At 66.8% G+C, this 19,393-nt stretch carries 14 protein-coding genes and 1 pseudogene; 6 read left to right on the top strand and 9 right to left on the bottom strand.

The annotated features are described in order from the left end of the window. Positions 1-463: 463 nt before the first annotated feature. Both ACRRSS_RS18665 and ACRRSS_RS18670 read left to right on the top strand, forming a co-directional pair. Positions 464-7,387: a polymorphic toxin-type HINT domain-containing protein gene (locus ACRRSS_RS18665; protein WP_435975371.1), complete on the top strand. Its 6,924-nt coding sequence runs from the start codon at positions 464-466 to the stop codon at positions 7,385-7,387. Further along, positions 7,387-7,647: a hypothetical protein gene (locus tag ACRRSS_RS18670; RefSeq protein ID WP_435972249.1), complete on the top strand. Its 261-nt coding sequence runs from the start codon at positions 7,387-7,389 to the stop codon at positions 7,645-7,647. The genes ACRRSS_RS18665 and ACRRSS_RS18670 overlap by 1 nt, the downstream gene beginning before the upstream one ends. A gap of 105 nt (positions 7,648-7,752) precedes the next feature. Here ACRRSS_RS18670 and ACRRSS_RS18675 read toward each other — a convergent pair whose 3' ends face one another. The 4 genes from ACRRSS_RS18675 to ACRRSS_RS18690 all read right to left on the bottom strand — a co-directional run bounded on the left by ACRRSS_RS18675 (position 7,753) and on the right by ACRRSS_RS18690 (position 11,269). Next, positions 7,753-9,021, bottom strand: coding sequence for a tyrosine-type recombinase/integrase (locus ACRRSS_RS18675; protein WP_435972250.1), 1,269 nt, complete (start codon positions 9,019-9,021; stop codon positions 7,753-7,755). Next, on the bottom strand, positions 9,018-9,203 hold the full coding sequence (locus ACRRSS_RS18680; protein WP_435972251.1) for a helix-turn-helix domain-containing protein: 186 nt from the start codon (positions 9,201-9,203) through the stop codon (positions 9,018-9,020). The genes ACRRSS_RS18675 and ACRRSS_RS18680 overlap by 4 nt, the downstream gene beginning before the upstream one ends. Then, the gene (locus ACRRSS_RS18685; RefSeq protein ID WP_435972252.1) at positions 9,196-10,542 is read right to left on the bottom strand and encodes a replication initiator; all 1,347 of its coding nucleotides are present in this window, start codon (positions 10,540-10,542) and stop codon (positions 9,196-9,198) included. The genes ACRRSS_RS18680 and ACRRSS_RS18685 overlap by 8 nt, the downstream gene beginning before the upstream one ends. A gap of 136 nt (positions 10,543-10,678) precedes the next feature. After that, a complete protein-coding gene (locus tag ACRRSS_RS18690) occupies positions 10,679-11,269 on the bottom strand; it encodes a hypothetical protein (RefSeq protein WP_435972253.1) in 591 nt (196 codons plus the stop codon). Between the two features lie 175 nt (positions 11,270-11,444). Between ACRRSS_RS18690 and ACRRSS_RS18695 the strand changes: the two are divergent. Next, positions 11,445-12,101 (top strand): annotated as a pseudogene (locus ACRRSS_RS18695) (HNH endonuclease family protein). 409 nt (positions 12,102-12,510) lie between these two features. Here the strand turns inward: ACRRSS_RS18695 and ACRRSS_RS18700 are convergent. The 4 genes from ACRRSS_RS18700 to ACRRSS_RS18715 form a co-directional block, all read right to left on the bottom strand. Next, positions 12,511-12,768, bottom strand: a complete 258-nt coding sequence (locus ACRRSS_RS18700; protein WP_435972254.1) for a hypothetical protein — start codon at positions 12,766-12,768, stop codon at positions 12,511-12,513. 33 nt (positions 12,769-12,801) lie between these two features. Next, positions 12,802-13,092, bottom strand: coding sequence for a hypothetical protein (locus ACRRSS_RS18705; protein WP_435972255.1), 291 nt, complete (start codon positions 13,090-13,092; stop codon positions 12,802-12,804). Between the two features lie 407 nt (positions 13,093-13,499). Beyond that, entirely contained in the window at positions 13,500-14,186 is a 687-nt protein-coding gene (locus tag ACRRSS_RS18710) for an Lsr2 family DNA-binding protein (RefSeq protein ID WP_435972256.1), read from the bottom strand. Between the two features lie 15 nt (positions 14,187-14,201). Further along, positions 14,202-15,218, bottom strand: coding sequence for an RHS repeat-associated core domain-containing protein (locus ACRRSS_RS18715; protein WP_435972257.1), 1,017 nt, complete (start codon positions 15,216-15,218; stop codon positions 14,202-14,204). Between the two features lie 164 nt (positions 15,219-15,382). Here ACRRSS_RS18715 and ACRRSS_RS18720 point away from each other — a divergent pair, with 164 nt between their 5' ends. From ACRRSS_RS18720 to ACRRSS_RS18730, 3 genes are all read left to right on the top strand, one after another. Beyond that, a complete protein-coding gene (locus ACRRSS_RS18720) occupies positions 15,383-16,744 on the top strand; it encodes an IS21/IS408/IS1162 family transposase (protein ID WP_435972258.1) in 1,362 nt (453 codons plus the stop codon). After that, positions 16,737-17,543 carry an IS21-like element helper ATPase IstB gene (gene istB / locus ACRRSS_RS18725; RefSeq protein ID WP_435972259.1) on the top strand — a complete coding sequence of 269 codons (807 nt, stop codon included), beginning with the start codon at positions 16,737-16,739 and terminating at the stop codon, positions 17,541-17,543. Before ACRRSS_RS18720 ends, istB begins: the two co-directional genes overlap by 8 nt. A 400-nt stretch (positions 17,544-17,943) precedes the next feature. Then, positions 17,944-18,273: a hypothetical protein gene (locus ACRRSS_RS18730; protein ID WP_435972260.1), complete on the top strand. Its 330-nt coding sequence runs from the start codon at positions 17,944-17,946 to the stop codon at positions 18,271-18,273. A gap of 177 nt (positions 18,274-18,450) precedes the next feature. On the opposite strand, the gene ACRRSS_RS18735 is transcribed toward ACRRSS_RS18730, so the two are convergent. Next, the gene (locus ACRRSS_RS18735; protein ID WP_435972261.1) at positions 18,451-19,230 is read right to left on the bottom strand and encodes a hypothetical protein; all 780 of its coding nucleotides are present in this window, start codon (positions 19,228-19,230) and stop codon (positions 18,451-18,453) included. Positions 19,231-19,393: the final 163 nt, after the last annotated feature.

Consider the following 19,393-nt stretch of genomic DNA (forward strand, 5'->3'; position numbering starts at 1 on the left):
CACGTAGAGCAGTCACGCCCTGGCGTTCCTTCACGACACGCCCGCAGAATCTCCCAATCTGAAGTGTCATCACCTGCGGTCCGCTCCGGTCCCGCTCCAAGTGGTCCGGGGGGACCCCACCTTGTTCGGTCGAATCCCGCCTGCACGCCGTCGCGTGCGGCGAACTGTCATACCCGCCCTGGGCGCAGCCCTGCTGGTGGGTCTGCTGCCTGCCCAGTCACTCGCCTTGCCACCCGACCCAGCGACGGCCGAGACCGGCCGGGAATCCCTCGAAACCGTGCCGCTCGACCTCGAAGCCATCGAGACGGAGAAGCCGGTCGAGGGCGAGACGCTCGAGAAGGACCTCGAGACGCTCAAGGAAGAGGTTCCGGCAGATCTCCAGCAGGCCCCTACCGGGACCACGACCCCGCCGCCGGCGAACACGGGCACTGTTTCCTTCGGTACCGTCCTCAGTGCAGCTCTCATGACGGAGACGACTGCCGATACGACTGCTGAACCGAAGCCGGTTCCAGGCGTCCCGGTCAAGCTCGGCCAGGCCGACGGACAGCCCATGCCCACGGGGACCTGGGCCGCCACGGTCATCGACCGGACCAGAGAGATCGACGCCGGTATGGACCGCGCGTTGACGGTCGGCACACTCGTGACCGTCGAGGCGCCCACCACCGGGTCCGTGCCCATCAAGGTGCAGCTGGACTACAGCTCGTTCGAGAATCTCTATGGCGCCGACTGGTCCTCCCGTCTGAGCCTCGTCCAGTTCCCCGAGTGCTACCTGACCACGCCGCTCGAAGAGGCGTGCCAGGCGTACACGGAGCTGGAAACGGCTAACGACGCCGGCACCGACTCGATCACCGCGACCGTCGACACGGCAGCCGACGGCACGACGACGCCCGCATCCTTCACCGGCGGCACGTCCTACTCCGGGCCCGCGATGATGCAGGCGGCCTACACCACCGCGACGCCCACGGCGACCGGTGGTGACAAGGCCGTCGTCGGCGCCGTCGACTCCGGTGCCGGAAACGGCGGCTCATTCAAGGCGACCCCGTTGGCCTCGAGCGGCAAGTGGTCGGCGGGAGGCTCCTCCGGTGCCTTCACCTGGAGCTACCCCCTGGTCATCCCGCCCGCACCGGCCGGGCCCGCCCCCAACGTGTCGTTCAATTACAGCTCGCAGACGGTGGACGGAAAGACGTCGGTCTCCTCCCCTCAGGCCTCGTGGATCGGCGAAGGCTGGGACTACGACCCCGGCCACATCGAGCGCCGCTACCGCGCCTGCAAGGACGACACCAAGACTCTCAAGGCCGGCGTACCCAACAACACCGCCAAGGCCGACAAGACCAGCGACCTGTGCTGGGTGTCCTACAACGCCGTGATGTCTCTCGGCGGCAAGACCACTGAGCTGGTGCGCGACGACGCGTCGACCACCAATGCCGAGACCGGCACCGAGACGTACCGCTCTCAGAGCGACGACGGCACCCGGATCCGCCGCCACACGGGCGGCACGAACGGCGACAACAACGGCGAGTACTGGGTCGTCACCACGACCGACGGAACCGAGTACTACTTCGGCCAGAACAAGGTCGACGGCGGCCACGCCAACACGAACTCGGTGTCGACCGTTCCCGTCTTCGGCAACCACCCGGGCGAACCCTGTCACCAGGAGGCGTTCGCGAACTCCCGGTGCGGGACGAGCAAGCAGGCGTGGCGCTGGGGCCTCGACAAGGTCGTCGACGTCCACGGCAACGTGATGGTCATCAACTGGAAGCAGGAGAAGAACCACTACGCGGTCCGCGAGAAGCGGAAGACCCCGGAAGAGTACGACCGGTTCGCATTCCCGACGAGCATCGAGTACGGGATGCGCGCGGGCACACTGACCAATCCGGCCGCGAAGGTCGAGTTCGGCGTCCAGCAGCGCTGCCTCAAGTCCGACGCGGTCTGTACCCCCGCCAACTTCGACAAGACGGGCGACGCCGGCGCCTACCGCGCGTGGTGGGACACCCCGGGCTCTCTGAACTGCAAGTCCACCTCGAGCCTCTGCCCCGCATTCCCGTCGTTCTGGACCCAGATGCGTCTGGGCGCGGTGACGACATGGGCGGCACGGGCCGGTCAGACGGGCCTGGGCAAGGTCGACACCTGGAACCTGTACCAGTCGTTCCCCGAGGACTGGTACGACTCCTCCCCGGGCCTGTGGCTCAACTCCATCACCCGGACCGGCTTCGGCCCCGGTGACACCACAGGCACCAGGCAGTCCAAGGACGGCGTCAGCTTCGCCAAGTACACCGTGGGAACCACCTCCCCACTGCGCGGCCGGCTCAAGGACCAACAGCTCCGCAATCTCGTTCCCACCGGCTCAACCGACAAGCGACCCCCGTTCACGCGCCCCCGCATCGGCACGGTGGCGACCGAAACCGGTGGCAGCATCGAAGTCGAGTACACGGGAGGCTGCGCGACCGAACCGGCCGAGGACAAGGGGCAGGCCAACACGTACTGCTACCCGGTGCGCTGGTCCCCTGACGGTGAAGAGAAGACACCGGCCAAGGCGTGGTTCAACAAGTACGTCGTCGACTCGGTCACCGAAACCGACAAGGTCACCTCGCCGTTCAGCAAGCCCATCTACACCAAGTACCGGTACTACGGACCGGCATGGGCGAAGAGCAACGACGAATTCACCCGACCGGCATTGCGCACGTACAGCGACTGGCGCGGCTACGGCAGGGTCACCGTCACCAAGGGCAGCAGTGTCGGCGACGGCACGTGGTACACCCCGCAGTCGCAGTCGTTCTCCGAGGCCCGCTACTTCCAGGGAATCGGCGGCGAGATCAAGGACTCCACGGGCAAGGCCCTGCCCGTGGCCAACGAGCGGCAGTACGCGGGCATGACCTCGGAGACCATCAGCTATCTCAACTCCGACAGGCCGGCCGGCGGCATGCCGAAGGTCGTCAGCCGCACCCTGAGCGTTCCGGAGTCCACACCGACCGCTTCGCGAAGCCGCGAGGCCGAGGACGGCAGCGACCCCGGACCACTCGTCGCTCACAGAATCGCCGTCAAGCAGACCGACGCCATACAGACGATCGGCACCAGCTGGCAGGCAGTGCGGACGGCCACTCTGGCTCGAGACGAATACGGCCTGCCGACCAAGGTGGAGACCGCGGTCGTCAAGCCCAACGGCACCGGCGGCGAGAACCTCTCCGAGCAGACCTGCACCAAGACCGTGTACATCAACAGCACGTCGGACTGGCTCATCGGCCTGACCAAGACCAAGCGCACCACCGCCACCCCCTGCACGAGCGTCGATACGGCCATTCCCGCCACGGAGCTGAAGAGCTCGGTGGAGATCACCTACGACGGCGGCGCCCTCACCAAGGGCTTGCCCACCAAGGTCTCCGAGATCGACGCAACCGGAACCTCCCACTCGGTCACCACGACCACGACCTACGACCCCCTGGGCCGCATCCGCACGGTCACCGCACCGGGCTCCGGCACGACCGAGACCGAGTACACCCCCGGTGACGGGGGTGGCCCCGTCACGACCGTCAAGACCAGCAAGACGGTCAACAGCAAGGTCCACGCGACCACCACGACCTTCGACCCCGGCCGAGCGTTGCCCCTGACGGTGACCGACCCCAACGATCGAGTCACCCGCACCCAGTACGACGCGTTCGGCCGCCTGGTCAAGGGCTGGTCCGCCTCCCGTTCCTCTGGCGTCCAGAATCCCAACGTCGAGATCGGCTACCAGCCGGCCGTCGCCACTGCCACCGAGACCAGCCCGGCAGCGGTCACCGTCAAGTCACTCAAGGACGACGGCACGTACGCCACCCAGGTCACGGTCTACGACGGGCTGATGCGCCAGATCCAGACCCAGTCCGAGGCCGTCGGCCCCGGGCGGATCATCAGCGACACCAAGTACAACGATCAGGGCCTGCCCGAAGAGCAGACCAGTGGATACCTTGCCAAGGGCAACCCCGAGACCAAGGCCTTCGAGGTCAAGTCCGCCTCCCTCATACCCAGCCGGGTCAAGACCGTCTACGACGGCCTGGGACGCGCCACGCGCCAGACCACCTTCCACGGCGCTACCGCCAAGTACTCCTCGTACACCGGCTACGGCGACAACAGCGTCACCGTGGAGCCGCCCGGCTCCACCGTGCCGAAGACGACGACCACCTCTGATGCCCTCGGCCGTGTCACCGACATCCGCCACTACACCACCCTCGCCAGCAGCGGTCCCTACCGCACGACCACATACGGCTACGACCGGCGCGGCAACCGCACCTCCGTCACCGACCCGGCCGGCAACGCCTGGACGTACATCTACGACGCCCGGGGCCGGGTGACCTCCTCCACCGACCCCGACACCGGCACCACCGAGACGCACTACGACCAAGCCGACCGCCCGGTGGAGGTGAAGGACCACCTCCAGCAGTCGACCAAGACGACCTACGACACCCTCGGCCGCATCACCGAGGTGAACGGCGGGCCGACGACCGCACCGCAGATCAAGAGGTTCACCTACGACATGACCGGGGCACTCGGCCTGCCCTGGGAGTCGAAGCGGGTCACCAGCGCCGGCGAGTACATCGACCGAGTGACGGGATACGACACCGAGTACCGGCCGACCGGGCGCGAGACGGTCATCCCGCAGAACACCATGACCACGGGCCTGTCGGGCACCTACTCCTACGCGTACACGTACACGCCCACAGGAAAGCCGCTGTCGGTCACGCTCCCCGCGAAGGGGGCTCTGAACAGCGAGAAGGTCATCACCCGCTACACCGAGGACGGCCTTCCCGAGTCGACCTCCGGCCACAGCTGGTACACCACCGACGTCACCTACTCACCCTACGGCGAAGTCCTCCGCACCGTCTCCGGCGCCCAGCCCTACCGGGTCTGGACCACCAACTTCATCGACGAACACACCGGCCGCCTCCAGCGCACCGTCAGCGACCGGGAAGCGACCAACTACCACCGCATCGCCGACGCACGGTACGCCTACGACACGTCGGGAATGATCACCGCCAGCGCCCGGGAGCTGGCCGACGGGTCCGTGAGGACCTGGGACAACCAGTGCTTCACCTACGACGCCATGGGCCAGCTGGTCAACGCCTGGACGTCCTCCATCACACCGCCGTCCGTGACGCAAGGAGCGGTGGGCGGCACCGGCTGCAAGTCGGCGTCCGGAGCCACATGGGGCCACCGATTCGACGGTGCCGCCTCCAGCGGACCGGTCGCGGACGCCTCCCACGAGGCCGGCACCGCAGCGCCCGCCAACCTCACCGGCACGGCACCCTTCGCCGGCACCGTCGCCACCGGCACGACCGCCTACCGCCAGTCCTTCACCTACGACTGGCTCGGCAACCGCGCCACCCACACCGACCACGACCCGGCCGGCAACACCGCCAACAACACCAGCTACACCTACAACTACCTAGCAACCCAGCCCCACACACTGGCCTCCGTCGCTTCCGCAGACACCGCCAACAGCAGCACGTACACCTACAACTCCACGGGCACGACCCGAACACGCGGCTTCCCCGGTGACGCCCTGGACCAGAACCTCATGTGGACGTCCGAGCAGAAGCTCGAGTCGAACACCGTAGGCACAGGCACCACGGCCACGAAGACGACCTACGTCTACGACGCCGCAGGCAACCGCCTCCTGGAGAACTCCCCCACAGGCAGCACCCTCTACCTCGGCGAAACGGAACTGACCACCGACAAGGTCGGCCTGATCACCCGGGCGTCCCGCTCCTACGGCCAAACAGGCGCCCCCACCGTCGTACGCACCACCAACGGCACCACCACAGGCCACACGCTCAGCGCCCTGATCGCCGACCACCTCGGCACGGCCAACACCACGGTCGAGCTGTCCACCGGCCAGCCGGTCACCCGCCGCAGCTTCAAGCCCTACGGCGAACTCCGCGGCCCGAAGCCGACTACCTGGCCGAACAAGCGCAGCTACCTCGGCGTAGGCATCGACGACACCGCAACCGGCCTCACCCACATCGGCGCCCGAGAATACGACCAGAAAACCGGCCGCTTCCTCTCCGCCGACCCCCTCATCGACCTCGCCGACCCGCTCCAGATGAACGGGTACACCTACGCCAATAACAACCCCGTCTCAAAGAGTGACCCCACCGGCCTCGCCCCCATGGCCTCCGGCGGAAACGCGCGAGACGAAGACGACTACCATCGCACCAACGGCACCAACGTAACGGTGACATCCGGAGGGAAGTTCGCCCTCGGCGAGTACGTGGGATACCTCCCCGGGCCCTCGCTCAACGACACCATGTACTTGAAGCACGGCCTGGGAAGCGAGCCCCTCCCTGCCCCGACAAAGGGCCTCGCGAAATATCTGCAGATATACCACAAGAGCCTTAGCGCAGTCAACTTTACGGTCGATAGCGATAGGTACAATGAGTCATCCCTGAAAATAAGCGCGCATTTCACTGCCTGCCATTCAAAAGGCGTCGAATGCGCAGACGACCTACATGAGGAGCGCTACACTAAGCAGGCCCAAGAGTACGGCCTGGACGGCTCGGCAGCGAAATGGCGGGCGCCCCGCCAGAAGCCAAAGTCCAAGTCAACCGATTGCAATCACAGCTTCCTCCCCGACACCAAGGTCCTCATGGGGGATGGAAGCCGGAAGAAGCTCAAGGATGTAAAGGTCGGCGATGTCGTCATCGCCACCGATCCTGGCACCGGAAGAAGTTACAAGAAGCGCGTTGCCGAGGTAATCCGCACCGAAGACGACAAGAGTTTCACAAGCCTCACCATCTCCGTCAACGGGCAACTCTCCGAAATCATCGCAACGGACACCCACCCCTTCTGGGTGCCGGACCTTCGTGAGTGGGTCGAGGCTGGGAACCTCAAGGCCGGCCAGCTCCTGCGCACCAGCTCGGGGACGCATGTCCAGATAACCCAGGTCACTCGCTACATCAAGCAGCAGCGCACGTACGACCTGTCGATCGATGACATCCACACGTACTATGTGCTGGCGGGGGCGACGCCGGTCCTGGTTCACAACTGCGATGGCGACGTCAGTTGGGTCAATGAGAACGCCAACATGAGTTCCGCGGCGCGCGCTTATGATGCTGGGGCAGCGGGCTCCAGGGCTGGTGTAGCTCCGGCGCTTCAGTACTACAAGGCTGGCGGGAATAGCCTATCCCAGATCAAGTTTGACGGGTTTGATGCGGCCAATGGAGTGATGATCGACCGAAAGGTAAGCGTCACGACCTTCAACAAGACATACCGGCAGGCCACGAATCAATCTCTGGCGCTTGAGCAGAACGGTTATACGGGCCGGTGGGAAGTTCCCACTGAAGCCGAGGCTGTGCGGGCCCGAAGGGTCCTCGGCAACCTCCTGATCACCAACATTCGAGTGAGGGTCGTACCCTGATGGACGTTAACAAGGTCCTGGTTCGCGCATTCGTAAGCGTCGTCGTCTCGATCGACTTGACGGACGACGAAGACATTGATCCGGATATCGCAACGGACATTCTTGAACCTGCAGCTGCCCTGTTCCGTGATCTCTCGGAAGAGGGGCGCAGGGAAGTTACTTCCCTGATTCTTGAGTGCGCCGAACTAGAAGAGAACCCGGAGCGTAAGAGGGCAATTCTGGGGCTTCCAGAGGCTATCGGCCTTCTCGATGAAGGCTGATTCAGGGGCGCTTTCCTCGGATCGAAGCTGAACGTGCATGAAGTCCTCCCCGGAACGGCCCGGGGAGGACTTCATAGCATTCTGACGGCAACGCTGACGGCAACGTCAGCGGACGACGGCTGCGGCTGGTGGGTCGTCGGGGTCGTCGTCCTGGCCGCCGAGAGCGTGGCCCAGGGCGTCGATGGCGTCCCGTTGGAGTTGGAGTCGGACGTGGGCGTAGACGCCGGCGGTGACGCCGATGTGGGCGTGGCCCAGAAGTTCCTTGATTACGACGAGGTCGACGCCCTGCTCCAAGAGGAGGGTGGCGGTCGAGTGGCGGAGGTCGTGGAAGCGGATGCGGCGGAGCCCGGCCCGGTCGAGGAAGCTGCGGAAGCGGCGGGTGAGGTTGGCCGGGTCAAGAGGCAGTCCAGTCGGTGTGGTGAAGACGAGGCCGCTGTCGCTCCAGGCCGACCCGGCCTGTCCTCGCTCCCTGTCCTGCCGCTCCTTGTGCTTCTTGAGGGAGTGGAGGCATTCGGTGGAGAGGGCGATGCGGCGTTCGGATGCCCGGGTCTTTGTGGGCAGGAGGGTGAGGCCGCCGGTGCGGGTGCGCTGGAGGGAGCGGCGGATGGCGGCCGTCCCTGCGTTGAGGTCGAGGTCTTCCCAGCAGAGGCCGAGGAGTTCGCCTTTGCGGAGGCCTGTGCGCAGAGCGAGTTCGTACAGTGCGTACAGCCGATCGGCGCGGGCAGCGTCGAGGAACTGGCGGGCCTCCGTTCTGGTGAGCGGCTGGAAGCGCCTGGGCCGGTGCGTGGTGGGCTTCACGTTCCGGGCGACGTTGCGGGGCAGCTCGTCTTCCCGGACGGCGTGTTCCAGCACGGACTTGAGCACCGAGTGCACGTAGGTCACGGTCAAGGGGGAGAGCCGCTTCTGGCAGCACTCGTCGATCGCGCAGCACTCCTTCCGTTTGGTGTCGAGTCCCTGTGTGCAGCACTGGCAGGTGGTGCGGAGTCGGTCGAGGAAGGTGCGGACGTCCTTGGCGGTGAGGCGGGCGATCTTCCTGGTGCCGAGGCCGGGGATGAGGTGGAGGCGGACGCAGGTGGCGTAGCGGGTGTGGGTGTTCTCGCGGAGCCGGTGGACGGCGACGCTGCCGAGCCAGTAGGTCAGGTAGTCGCCGACGGTGCTGTCGGCGGTGGCGACGGGGAGGCCGCGGTTGCTATCGGCGATCTTCTCGGCGAGTTTGTCGGCCGCCTGCTTGCGGGTGGTGCCGTAGACGCGTACGCGTTTGCTGGTGCCGTCGGCGGCGAGGACGTAGCCAGCGGCTTCCCAGCGCCCGTCCTTGCGCTGGTAGATGGTGCCCTCGCCATTGGCACGGGCAGTCTTGCGCTTGGGGGCGGTCATCGGGCGGCCTCTTCCAGGTGGCGTTGGACGTAGTCGTCCAGGGCGTGGGTGGGGATGCGGCGGGCGCGGCCGATGGTCAGCGAGGCGAGGCGGCGGGTGCGCAGGAGGTCGTAGAGGGCGGAGCGGCCGATCTTGAGGTGGGCCATGGCTTCGGGGACGGTGAGGAGTTCGTTGTCACGCACGAGTGGTCACCGCCTGTTCGCGCGTCGGGCCGCCGCCGATGAGTGCAGCGAGGCGTTCGAGGTCGGGGGTGAGGCCGGTGCCGTCGTAGGCCCAGTGGGTGAGGACGAGGGTGGTCGGGTGGGCCGGAGGGGTGTGGCGGCGGTGCCAGGCGGCTCGGGCGGCCCGGAGGGCGCCGAGGGTGGTGGAGTAGGTGCGGGTCTTGGTGGAGAAGTGGCCGCGGAAGCCGAGCATGTGGGCCCACTTGCGCAGGTTCAGGTGCTTGAGGTCGTCGCTGGCGCCGAGGGCCCAGGCGGTGCGGATCATCCGGGCGGCGTGCTCGGGCACGGACTCGAACCAGAGATCTGTGATCTTCTTCAGCCGGTGGTCGAGGGTGCCGGTCGCGGCTTCGGTGCCCTTGGTGGCGTACTTGGCGACGTATCCGGCGACCCTGCCCTCGGTAATCGTGGTCCCGCCCTGGAAGGCGGCGGACCGGATGACCCGGGTGTCGATCTGCTCGCCGAAGGCGAAGGAGCGGGTGCCGCCGTTGATCTCCGGTCCGTCGATGTGGGCGCGGGTGGTCGCGATCCGAATGGCATCGGCGAGGAGTTCGGGTGTGGCCCAGGCGGGTGGCGGGGTGTAGGCGCCTGCGGGGCCGTCGAGGCGGATCACGGCGTGGAAGTGGATCAGTCCGCGCTGCTGGTACTCGGCGACCTTGGCGTACGAGACCCGGACGACCTTGGAGAGCAGTCGTTGTGGAACACCGGCTGCGGCGGCGATGGTGCGGCGTAGGTGGAGCATGAAGCGGGCCCACAGGGCGGGGGCGTGGGCGTTCCACAGCACGGCGCCGGTGTAGTCGTACCGCTCGGGGTCGAGCGGGGTGCCGAGGAGCGGGTCGCCCTTGGCGTGGGTGCGTCCGCAGCGGCAGCGGGCGGAGCCGCTGGTGCGTCGCCCGTGGACGGGGCCGTACGAGGGTGCGGTGAGGGTGGCGAAGACGCGGGGGTGGGTGGCGACCTGGTCGGGGATGCTCTTGCCGCCGCGCAGGCCGGCGGCGATGAGATGGTAGGTGTCCTGGCGGTAGAGCTCGGCGCAGGAGGGGCAGCGGGTGGTGCGGCGGTTGCCGCAGCGGACCAGGAGGTGTCCGGCGGGAAGTTCCTTGGACTTCAGTTCGCGCAGGATCTCGCCTGTGAGGGCGTCGATCTCGGTGCGCTGGCCTTCGAGCCGGATCGGCTGGGCGCAGCCACCCAGGGAGGACAGCTGCCGTACAAGGCCGAGCAGGTCGCGGTACCCGGTGAATGTGGGCAGCGCGGCCGTGGCGAGTTCGGGGCGGGGGATTGTGGTGGTCGAGTCGTGCGGTGGCATGCTGGCGGGACCTCTCTGCACTGCGGCACACACGCGTGCCGTGGATGGATGGGAGGGAGGCCCCGGCAGGGGCGAGGGTTTGGCGACTACACGCCCTTGCCGGGGATCACTGCGAAGCGGGACCAGGAGGCGGCGGTCACGCGGCCTTGTCCAGGTCGACGTGGTCGGGCAGGTCGCGGACCTTGAGCCCGGCGTTGCACATCAGGTCGTTGATCTGCCAGCAGGCTTCGGTGGGCAGGTAGACCGAGCGCAGCCGGACGGGGGTGCGCATGTCGCCGACGGAGGCGATGGACACGCCCTGGGGCATGGTGCGGTCGGCGGCGGTGATGTCGAGGTCCCGGCCGTCGGGGAAGAGGTGCAGGAAGTCCTCGACTGTGTCGACGCGGTGGCAGATCCGGGCGGACAGGTTGGTGCGGATGGCGGTGGTGAGCACGTCGGCGGAGGGCTTTTGGGTGAGCAGCCACAGCCGGATGCCGAACTTGGCGCCCTGGCTGGCGATGGCCAGTAGTTCGGCCTCGAAGCGTTCGCGGGCCTTGCGGTCGGGGTGTCGGGTGTAGTTCGCCACCTCGTCGATCACCACGAGCAGTAGCGGCAGCTCGGGGCTGAATTCGGTGATGCGGTCGGTGCGGCCGGACCAGAACAGCCGCTCCCAGGCCCTGGCCCACGACGACGTGTTCTGCAGCGGCGGGTTCGCTTCATAGCCACGGCGTGGGCCAGGTCCGCCCACAAAGCTGCCGGGTCACCGCCCTGTACTGCGCCTCACGCCAGACATGCGGGGCATCCAACTCGGCTGCCATCGGGAGAAGAGGGAACGGTTCCCCTGGTGAACTTGTTCACCCGCCCGGCTGATCCGCCACCGACCACCGACATGTCACCAGCCCGCGGCCGCTATCTCTACGGGCGTGATCAAGAACATGCTGCGCGACCTGGCCGCGCTTTCCCTGTCCCTCACCCCCCTCATCGCGCCGGCGCCCGCGCAGGCGGACGAGGTCCTCCAGCTCGCCGCCGCGCTCGACCAGGTCCGCGTCGCCGACGAGTCCCGCGCCGGCTACACCCGCGACAAGTTCAAGCACTAGAACTCGGGTCTCGACCGAGGGGACGGTTGTAACACCCGCGCCGAAGTCCTCCTGGCCGAAGCCGTCGAAGCACCGACCGTCGCTGCCGGCTGCAAGCTGAGCGGCGGGGAATGGACCAGCTACTACGACGGCGTCGAGGTCAACGACCCTGGCAAACTCGACATCGACCACATGGTGCCCCTCGCCGAGGCCTGGGATTCGGGAGCGAGCGCCTGGACGCCGGCCCGGCGCGAGGCATACGCGAACGACCAGGACGCCAGCACGTCCCTCGTCGCGGTGACCGCACGCTCCAACCGCCAGAAGGCCGACCAGGACCCCCGCGACTGGATGCCGCCGCTCCCCAGCGCGCACTGCCGCTACAAATGGGTCGGCACCAAGCTCCGCTGGAATCTGGCCGCCGACAACGCCGAGATGGACGCCCTCGCCGTCTTCGCCCACGGCGACTGCGCGAAGACCGCCGTCATCTTCACCCCCGCCCCCTAACACCCGGTCCACCTAAGAGTCCTGACTCGACGCCCCTCCCCCGCGTCGCACGTTCCGACGGCGGGAGTGGGTCCGGGACCCCGGTAGAACGGTGGCCCCGCACCGAGGTGCGGGGCCACACAGGGCGGCGCTCCAACGACCAGTCGGCACGACTACCCCGGAGCACCGTAGCGGGCCTCAGCCGCCCGGTCCGCCGATTGCCGACGCGGATGACCCAGACGAACGACAGCGCGTACCGGGCCTTGACGGGTCCCGGTGAGGACTCAGTCGCCTTCGACTACGCGAGACGAGCGTTCCGATGGCGGTGGGATGTCTGTCTGCGCTTCGTCGCGCATCCTGGCACTCGTGCGGCTTCGCCGTCGGCCGGACGCTGGGTCGCCCCCGCCCCCGTACGCCAGGAGGCGCGTGGTCACAGGTCCATGTACTCGTAGTGCCGCAGGCGGGAGCCGGCGGCCTGCTCGGTCATACCAAGCACCTCGGCGATCCGAGCGAGAGGGAGCTGTTCGCTGCTGGTGACGATCCTGGTCGCGAGGGGACCGAAGAACGCGACGGTCGCCTCCAGCTCACCTGCCGCCTTCACCACCATGAGCGGATCGTCGTCGACGAGCTCGTCCAGGCGCTCGCGCAACTGCCGCAGCAGGCCAGCCAAGTCTTCGGGGAGAGGCACCGCTCTTGCGGCGACCTCATCCAGGTGGCTCTCTCAGTCCCGCTCGGGCCCGGAGGTGTCGTAGGCGTCGAGGTCGTCGTGGTCGACCTGCTGCCAGTCGATCGGGAAGGTGCGCTCGCCGCGCCATCCGCATGCGCACCTGCCTCGCATCGTCGTCGCCGTCGGCCTGCGCACCGTTCCGTCGTACACCCACCAGTCGGTGAAGCTGGGGATATGGCCACTGCTGCCCATGTCGATGTAGACCGGTCCCGGCTCGCTGCCATCGGCCAGCAGCACCCCGATCTCACCCACGTGCGAGTCGAACCCATCACGCTTCCAGGACACCCCGGTCCGCCTCCTCGTCTGCACAGGGCGTACCGAACGGCCACCCCCGTATCCGCGGTGGAGCGTCAAGGTGTTGCCGCGCAGTGAGTTGGCATATCCCAAAGGCACATCGGTTGCGCGCGTCACGCTGCGCGCCCCCTGCCCGCCTGGAAGCAGGCACTCGGCAACGCCGTCGCAGGGACCCTTGGGGGCGTCAGGGCCGTGTGCTCGGTGCGGGCCTGTTTGGCGTCGATCGTGACGAGTTCGCCGTAACGGGCGGAGCTGGCCGAGCAGCCGGCTGAAGAAATCGCGCTGGATGGCGGCGTGGCAGTCGGAGTGCTTGTCGCGGGAGGGGCGCCGGTTGTGGGCTCTGGCGCATGCTCTTGATCAGAAGTTACACCGAGCGACACACGTCTCGTTTGCCCCTTTCACGCGCTGCTGGAGTTCTCCTGTTCCCAGGCCTGGATGATCTCGATAGGGATGCGCCCGCGTTCAGGCAGGTCGTAGCCGTGGGCGCGGGCCCAGTCGCGGATGGTGCGTGTGCTGACGGACGGCCGGGCGGCTGCAACCGGTGTGTTGCTACGGAGAGCTGAAGCGGTGAAGGTGGCCCCGCGGTCAAGGAGGTCCTTGGGGAACATGGGGATGTGTGTTGTTCCGCTGAGAGTGGCGACGAGGAATTCGGTCAAGGACCCGTCGTAGATGAACCAGGGGGCGCGCAAGGCTTCGTTGACTGCGACGGTCCACTCGTCCGGGGTGCCGGCGGGCTGGGTGACCCAGAAGAGGTAGTCCCCGTTGCCCGTGACTCCCATGGCGAAGAGGTCCTCGGGAGGGTGCGGCAATGCCCAGGGGTGTCGGGCAGTTTGTCGGACCTCTTCGATCTGCGTTCGTAGACGGGCTGGCATGGGCCCGGTCAGGTCGGCCCACTCGCTGGGGGCGTGAGGCTGGTACAGGGTGATGAAGTCGCAGAACTGGCCCGGACCGTAGGTGGCGACGAGTTGCTTGTAGTCCTGGGGCAGGTTCATGCCCAGTGCAGCCTCGATCCGGGACCAGTCAGGGGCTGGCGGGACGGTAGGGGGAGGTGGGCACAGGGCCGTCAGTGCTGTGAGGGCAGTCATCCGATTCCTTGGAGGCTAAGGACGGCGCCGGGGGCGGGGCTCGTCGTGAGCAGGGTTGTTGAGGATGGACCCCTCATCGAACAGGAGGTTGCCGTCCCGGTCCTTTTTGGCTCCGAACGCCTCGAGCTGGATGGTCTTGGGGGGTGAGTCAGGATCATCGTTGACGTACTCCAGGTACACGCTGTACTGGACGACATCGTTTCCGGCGACAGCGTCGTACTCACGCTGCTCGAACATGCTCATTTCTGGCGTGTTCGTCGGGTTCTGGGAGATCGTGAACAGGTTGTCGTCATGATCACCGGATCCGCCGAGCTGCCGCGCCAGCATGTGCCCGCGGGCCTGTCCCTTGTCCGGCTGGTAGCCAGGAGGGATGATCGAGTTACGGGCGTGTGTGCCTTCATCAAGCATGTTGCGGGTGATGATGGCGTGCATCTCATAGGGACGTCCGTGCTCGTCGCGAACCCACCTGACTTGCCCCGCCCATGTCGGATCCGGCTCGCAGGCTGCCAGGCCCAGGGGGTCAGCCAGAATGAACGGGTTCGCGACATAGGCGTAGGGGTTGATCGACGGAGCGATGCCCAATGGGTCGGGCGAGAGGTACCTGCCCGCTTCGGGGTCGTAGTAGCGGTTGAAGTTGTAGTGCAGGCCCGTCTCGGGGTCGAAGTACTGGCCCGGGTAGCGCAGCGGGGTATAGGCGGTGCTGTTCTTGTTCCACTGGGTGGAGCCCCAAGCGGTGCTGCGGGCTCGCCAGGCCAGGGACCCGTCGGCCGAGACCATTTCCGTGGGGCTGCCCACGAGGTCGGTGACGATCGCGAAGAACCGGCGATCGACCTCCTGCTGAGTGCCGCCGGCCTTCATTTCACGCTGGCTCAGGGGGTTTAGTCCGGCGTAGTCCCACACCAGGGTCGCGTCATCGTCCTGCTGCTCGGCCAGCTGTGCGCCATCCCAGCGGAAGGTAGTGGTCTGTGTGACTTGCTCGTCGTTCTGACCTAGAGCGTGTCTCCTTGGTCCTGCGTCGGTGCCAGGCGGCACTGATGGCGCTCTTTGAATCTCCTCAGGTGCCGCTCTTCAGGTGGCCAAACCTGCTCAGGTGATCTCCCCACCCTTTGCGTGATCTTCCCGGCGTGTCGAACTGGTGCCGGCGTGTCGTGGAGAGCCTGCGTGAGCACGGAGTTCGGCCTGTTGAAGGGCCCTGGATGCTCACCTGGGAGGAAGACGTGGATGCTCACGCACTGCGTCGCCAGGGCTGGTCGATCTCGGCGATCGCCCGGCACCTGGGGCACGACCGCAAGACGATCCGCGCATATCTGAACGGCGAGCGAGTCTCTGGATATCGCCGCCAGTCGCCGGACACGTTCACGCCCTTCTTGGAGTACTGCCGCCAACGGCTGGCCGATGACCCGCACTTGTGGGCATCGACGCTCTTCGACGAAGTGGTGGAACTCGGCTATTTGGGCGGCTACTCTACCTTCACCCGTGCCTTGCGGCGATACAAGGCACGACCGCACTGCGAACCATGCCGGGCTTCGAACGGTCGCGACGTGGCGATCATCGCGCATCCTCCGGGCGAGGAGATCCAGTTCGACTGGGTCGAGCTCCCGGACCCGCCCGCGGAGTGGGGCGTCGGCGCCAACGCGCATCTCCTGGTCGGCGCCCTGGCTCACTCGGGCCGATGGCGGGCCGTACTTGCGGAGGCAGAGACCTTCCCGCACCTGGTGCAGTCAATCGACGCCGTGTTGCGGCGCCTGGGCGGAACCGCCCGAAGGTGGCGGTTCGACCGGATGGCCACCGTCTGCCACCCGCCGACCGGACGGGTCCTGCCGGGCTTCGCCGCCGTCGCGAAGTACTACGGAGCCGGCGTCGATATCTGTCCGCCGCGACGAGGAAACCGCAAGGGTGTCGTCGAGAAGGCCAACCACTCAGCGGCCCAACGCTGGTGGCGAACCGTCCCGGACGGCATCAGCATCGAGGCAGGCCAGAACGGCATCGACAAACTGGCCGTGCAGATGGACAGCCGCAAACGCAAGCTCGACGGAACTTCGACCACGGTTGCCTCGCTCGCCGAGGCCGAGCCGCTGCTGGACCTGCCGACCCGACCGTTCCCCGCCGAGCTGGAACAGACGCGCGTCGTCAGCCCCCAAGGACTGGTTTCCTTCGCCGGCAATCAGTACTCGGTCCCACCTGGTCTGACCGGCGCCCACGTCACGGTCCGGATCCGACTCGGCGAGGACGACCTGCATGTGTTCACCGCCGGCCGCGCGGTCATCGCCCACCCCCGCCGGGCACCGGACGGAGCCGGGCAGACCATCCGGGACGCCGGACACGTCATCGCCCTCGAACGAGCCGTACTTGCCTCGTTCTCCGACAAGGCGCCCTGCCGCACCAAGGTCCGTCGGCCTCCATCGGCCGCGGCCCAGGCGGAAGCCGAGAAGCTTCGCGGCCGACCTGAATCGGATGTCGCGAACCGGGTCGTGATCGACCTGTCCCACTACGCCGCCGTCGCCGACCGGCTCCGGCAGGCCCCCACCCACGAGGACCAGGAGCGAGAGAGTGAGTGACCCCATGCCGATGAGCGAGGCCCGCCGCTACCAACAGCTGCGAGGCCACCTGTCCTATCTGAAACTCAACGACGCCGCCGAAGCCCTTCCCCGCGTCCTGGACCAGGCCCGAGCCGAGCGAATGACCCTCACCACCGCCCTGGAGAAACTCCTAGAGATCGAGGTCGAGGCGACTGAGGCACGCAAGCTCTTCTCCCGGCTGCGGTTCGCCTGCCTGCCAGAACCGTGGACCTTGAACGACTTTGACTTCGCCGCCCAGCCCGGCGTCGATGAGAAACTCATCCGCGACCTGGCCACCTTGAGGTTCCTCGACAACGCCTCGAACGTCCTGCTGGTCGGCCCGCCCGGCGTCGGCAAGACGATGCTGGCCGTCGCACTCGCCCGCTCCGCAGTCGATGCCGGCCACCGCGTCTACTTCACCACCGCAGCCGAACTCGCCGCCAAGTGCCACAAAGCCGCACTCGAAGGCCGCTGGTCAAGCATCATGAGGTTCTTCGCCGGACCCCGCCTCCTCGTGATCGACGAACTGGGCTACCTCCCACTGCCGGGCGACGGCGCTTCAGCCCTCTTCCAGGTGATCAACCAGAGGTATCTGAAGTCCAGCACCATCCTCACGACCAATGTCGGCATCGCCGACTGGGCAGGCGCTTTCGGCGACGCGACCGTTGCCGCCGCGATGCTCGACCGGCTCCTTCACCGCGCCGCCGTGGTCGGCATCGACGGACCCTCCTACCGGCTCCGATCACACCAGTCCCACGCCGACAACCTCCGCAAAGGAGTGACCGGACGTGCAGGTTGAATTCCGGGAGTGCCCCATCTGCTGGACGTCATTCCAGGTCAACCGCAATGCTGCAGCCCGGCACACCTACTGCACCCCCCGCTGCAAAGCAGAGGCCGCTCGGCGCCGACGCCGACGCCGCGAACGCGACGAAGCCGCCGACGTCGCTGAAGGCGAACCGATGACGCCAGCGTCGCCAGACCCGACACCACTCGCGCCCACGGCCGTCCGGAACTGCCCGCACTGCGACAAGCCCGTCACCATCGTCGCCCTGCTGGCCACCCCTGAAGCCGCGCGACCCACCATCCCAGCAGCAAGTCGGGACGTGATCCCCATGCGCAGACACTGACACCGTCCGACAGGAATTGGCAGGACACGATCAGTCGCCGTTCACTACTGTCACATGGGAAAGGATGTGGACATGGCACTGGTCAAAAAGGGATCGCGGCTCATCAACGTGGACGGCACCACCTACCGATGGCGCCTGCGCGGACGGCCGACCTACGACCAGGGACTCGTCCACTGGCCTCTCACCTACGCGGTCGAGCATGCGGACAACCCAGGCACCACACTGGTGATCACCACCAACCAGCCGCATCCGACCAACTGGTTCGGAACCCCAAGCAGCCCAGTCCTGCCATCCCAGGTGGCTGCCGCCATCCGCACCGCTCTCACCCAGGGCTGGACGGCCGAAAGCCCCGGCTCACCCTTCCACCTCGACCAGTCAGCAGGGTTCGTCTCGTCCCACTGACGCACCCGCACTCAAGGACTCACCGACAGTCGATAGGTGAGTCCTTGTGCTTTCCGCTCCCCACATTCCCCAGTTGATTCACTTCGTGAACCAACTGGGACGAAGAGCGACACTGAGGAATTTTCGGGCTCTGACCGCAATTTCGTGAACGATCTTCGACCGGGGCTCGATCGCTGGTCAGAACGGAAGATCGTCAGCGCCGCCCCAGTGGGCTTCCGGATTCGCCGTCGGCGACGCTGTGGTGGTGCCTTGTGGATCGCAGACCGCGAATGCGTCTCGCCTCAGGTGCAGGCCCGCGATGTCCTCGCCCCATGTTTCGAGCGTCTCGATCGCCCGTTCGCGGTACTGCCAGAGCTCGCTCACGGCCAACGGGTCCCGGAGAAGCGGGACCAACTTCTCTCGGTGATGGTTCAGGCGTGGGTCGTCCAGCAGAGGGATGCAGGCAGCGACTGCCGCTTCGCGCACATGCGGGTCTGAGTCGTCGAGGAAGACTGCGACCGCGGAGTGGAGCGAGGGCCGAATCAGGCAGGTCTGGACGAATGGAGGGTATTCCTCCGGTGGGAAGCCGACGCTGCGGCTGATCGTGGCGGCTTCGTCACTGGCCGCGTCGGCGACCGAGCCCAGCCAGCCCAGCAATGCGGCGCGCAGGGGCCCAGGGAAGTCGTGGGGCTGCTTGTCGAAGGGCAGGCCAGCTCGCGGGTCGGTGAGGATCCCGGCCACGTAGAGGGCGGCGGGGACCGTCGCGTCATACAGAGTGTTCTGGTGGTGCACCACGTGGTGCAGGTAATCCAATGCCTCTGACCTCACACGCTGGTCGGCATCGAGGAGTTCGGCCAGGATCTGAGGAGCGTCCTCGGCTGACCCCATGCCGTGTTCCAGCACATCCCAGTCGGTGCCTGCCAGCACCACGGCAGGATCAGGTAGATCTGCGGGTACACCCACGGCATCGTTCGTCATCTCCGGATTGTGGCAGGGCCGACCGAAGCCGAGAGCACGGGTTGCAGACCACCCGGATCGGCGATGGGCAGATCAGGCCCGCGTGAGGATCCTGATACGAAGGAGCTCGAAGGAGGCTCGGCCGTACATCGCCCTCTTGAGGGTTTTGACTCTGTTGACGTGG

The sequence above is a fragment of the Streptomyces sp. Qhu_M48 genome, assembly GCF_051305195.1.
Taxonomy (GTDB): Bacteria; Actinomycetota; Actinomycetes; order Streptomycetales; family Streptomycetaceae; genus Streptomyces.

What these genes read in the sequence shown, in the direction of transcription:
- ACRRSS_RS18665 (WP_435975371.1), top strand. Translation starts at nt 464, where the DNA reads ATGACGGAGACGACTGCCGATACGACTGCTGAACCGAAGCCGGTTCCA.
- ACRRSS_RS18670 (WP_435972249.1), top strand. Translation starts at nt 7,387, where the DNA reads ATGGACGTTAACAAGGTCCTGGTTCGCGCATTCGTAAGCGTCGTCGTC.
- ACRRSS_RS18675 (WP_435972250.1), bottom strand. Translation starts at nt 9,021, where the DNA reads ATGACCGCCCCCAAGCGCAAGACTGCCCGTGCCAATGGCGAGGGCACC.
- ACRRSS_RS18685 (WP_435972252.1), bottom strand. Translation starts at nt 10,542, where the DNA reads ATGCCACCGCACGACTCGACCACCACAATCCCCCGCCCCGAACTCGCC.
- ACRRSS_RS18710 (WP_435972256.1), bottom strand. Translation starts at nt 14,186, where the DNA reads ATGACTGCCCTCACAGCACTGACGGCCCTGTGCCCACCTCCCCCTACC.
- ACRRSS_RS18720 (WP_435972258.1), top strand. Translation starts at nt 15,383, where the DNA reads ATGCTCACCTGGGAGGAAGACGTGGATGCTCACGCACTGCGTCGCCAG.
- ACRRSS_RS18730 (WP_435972260.1), top strand. Translation starts at nt 17,944, where the DNA reads ATGGCACTGGTCAAAAAGGGATCGCGGCTCATCAACGTGGACGGCACC.
- ACRRSS_RS18735 (WP_435972261.1), bottom strand. Translation starts at nt 19,230, where the DNA reads ATGACGAACGATGCCGTGGGTGTACCCGCAGATCTACCTGATCCTGCC.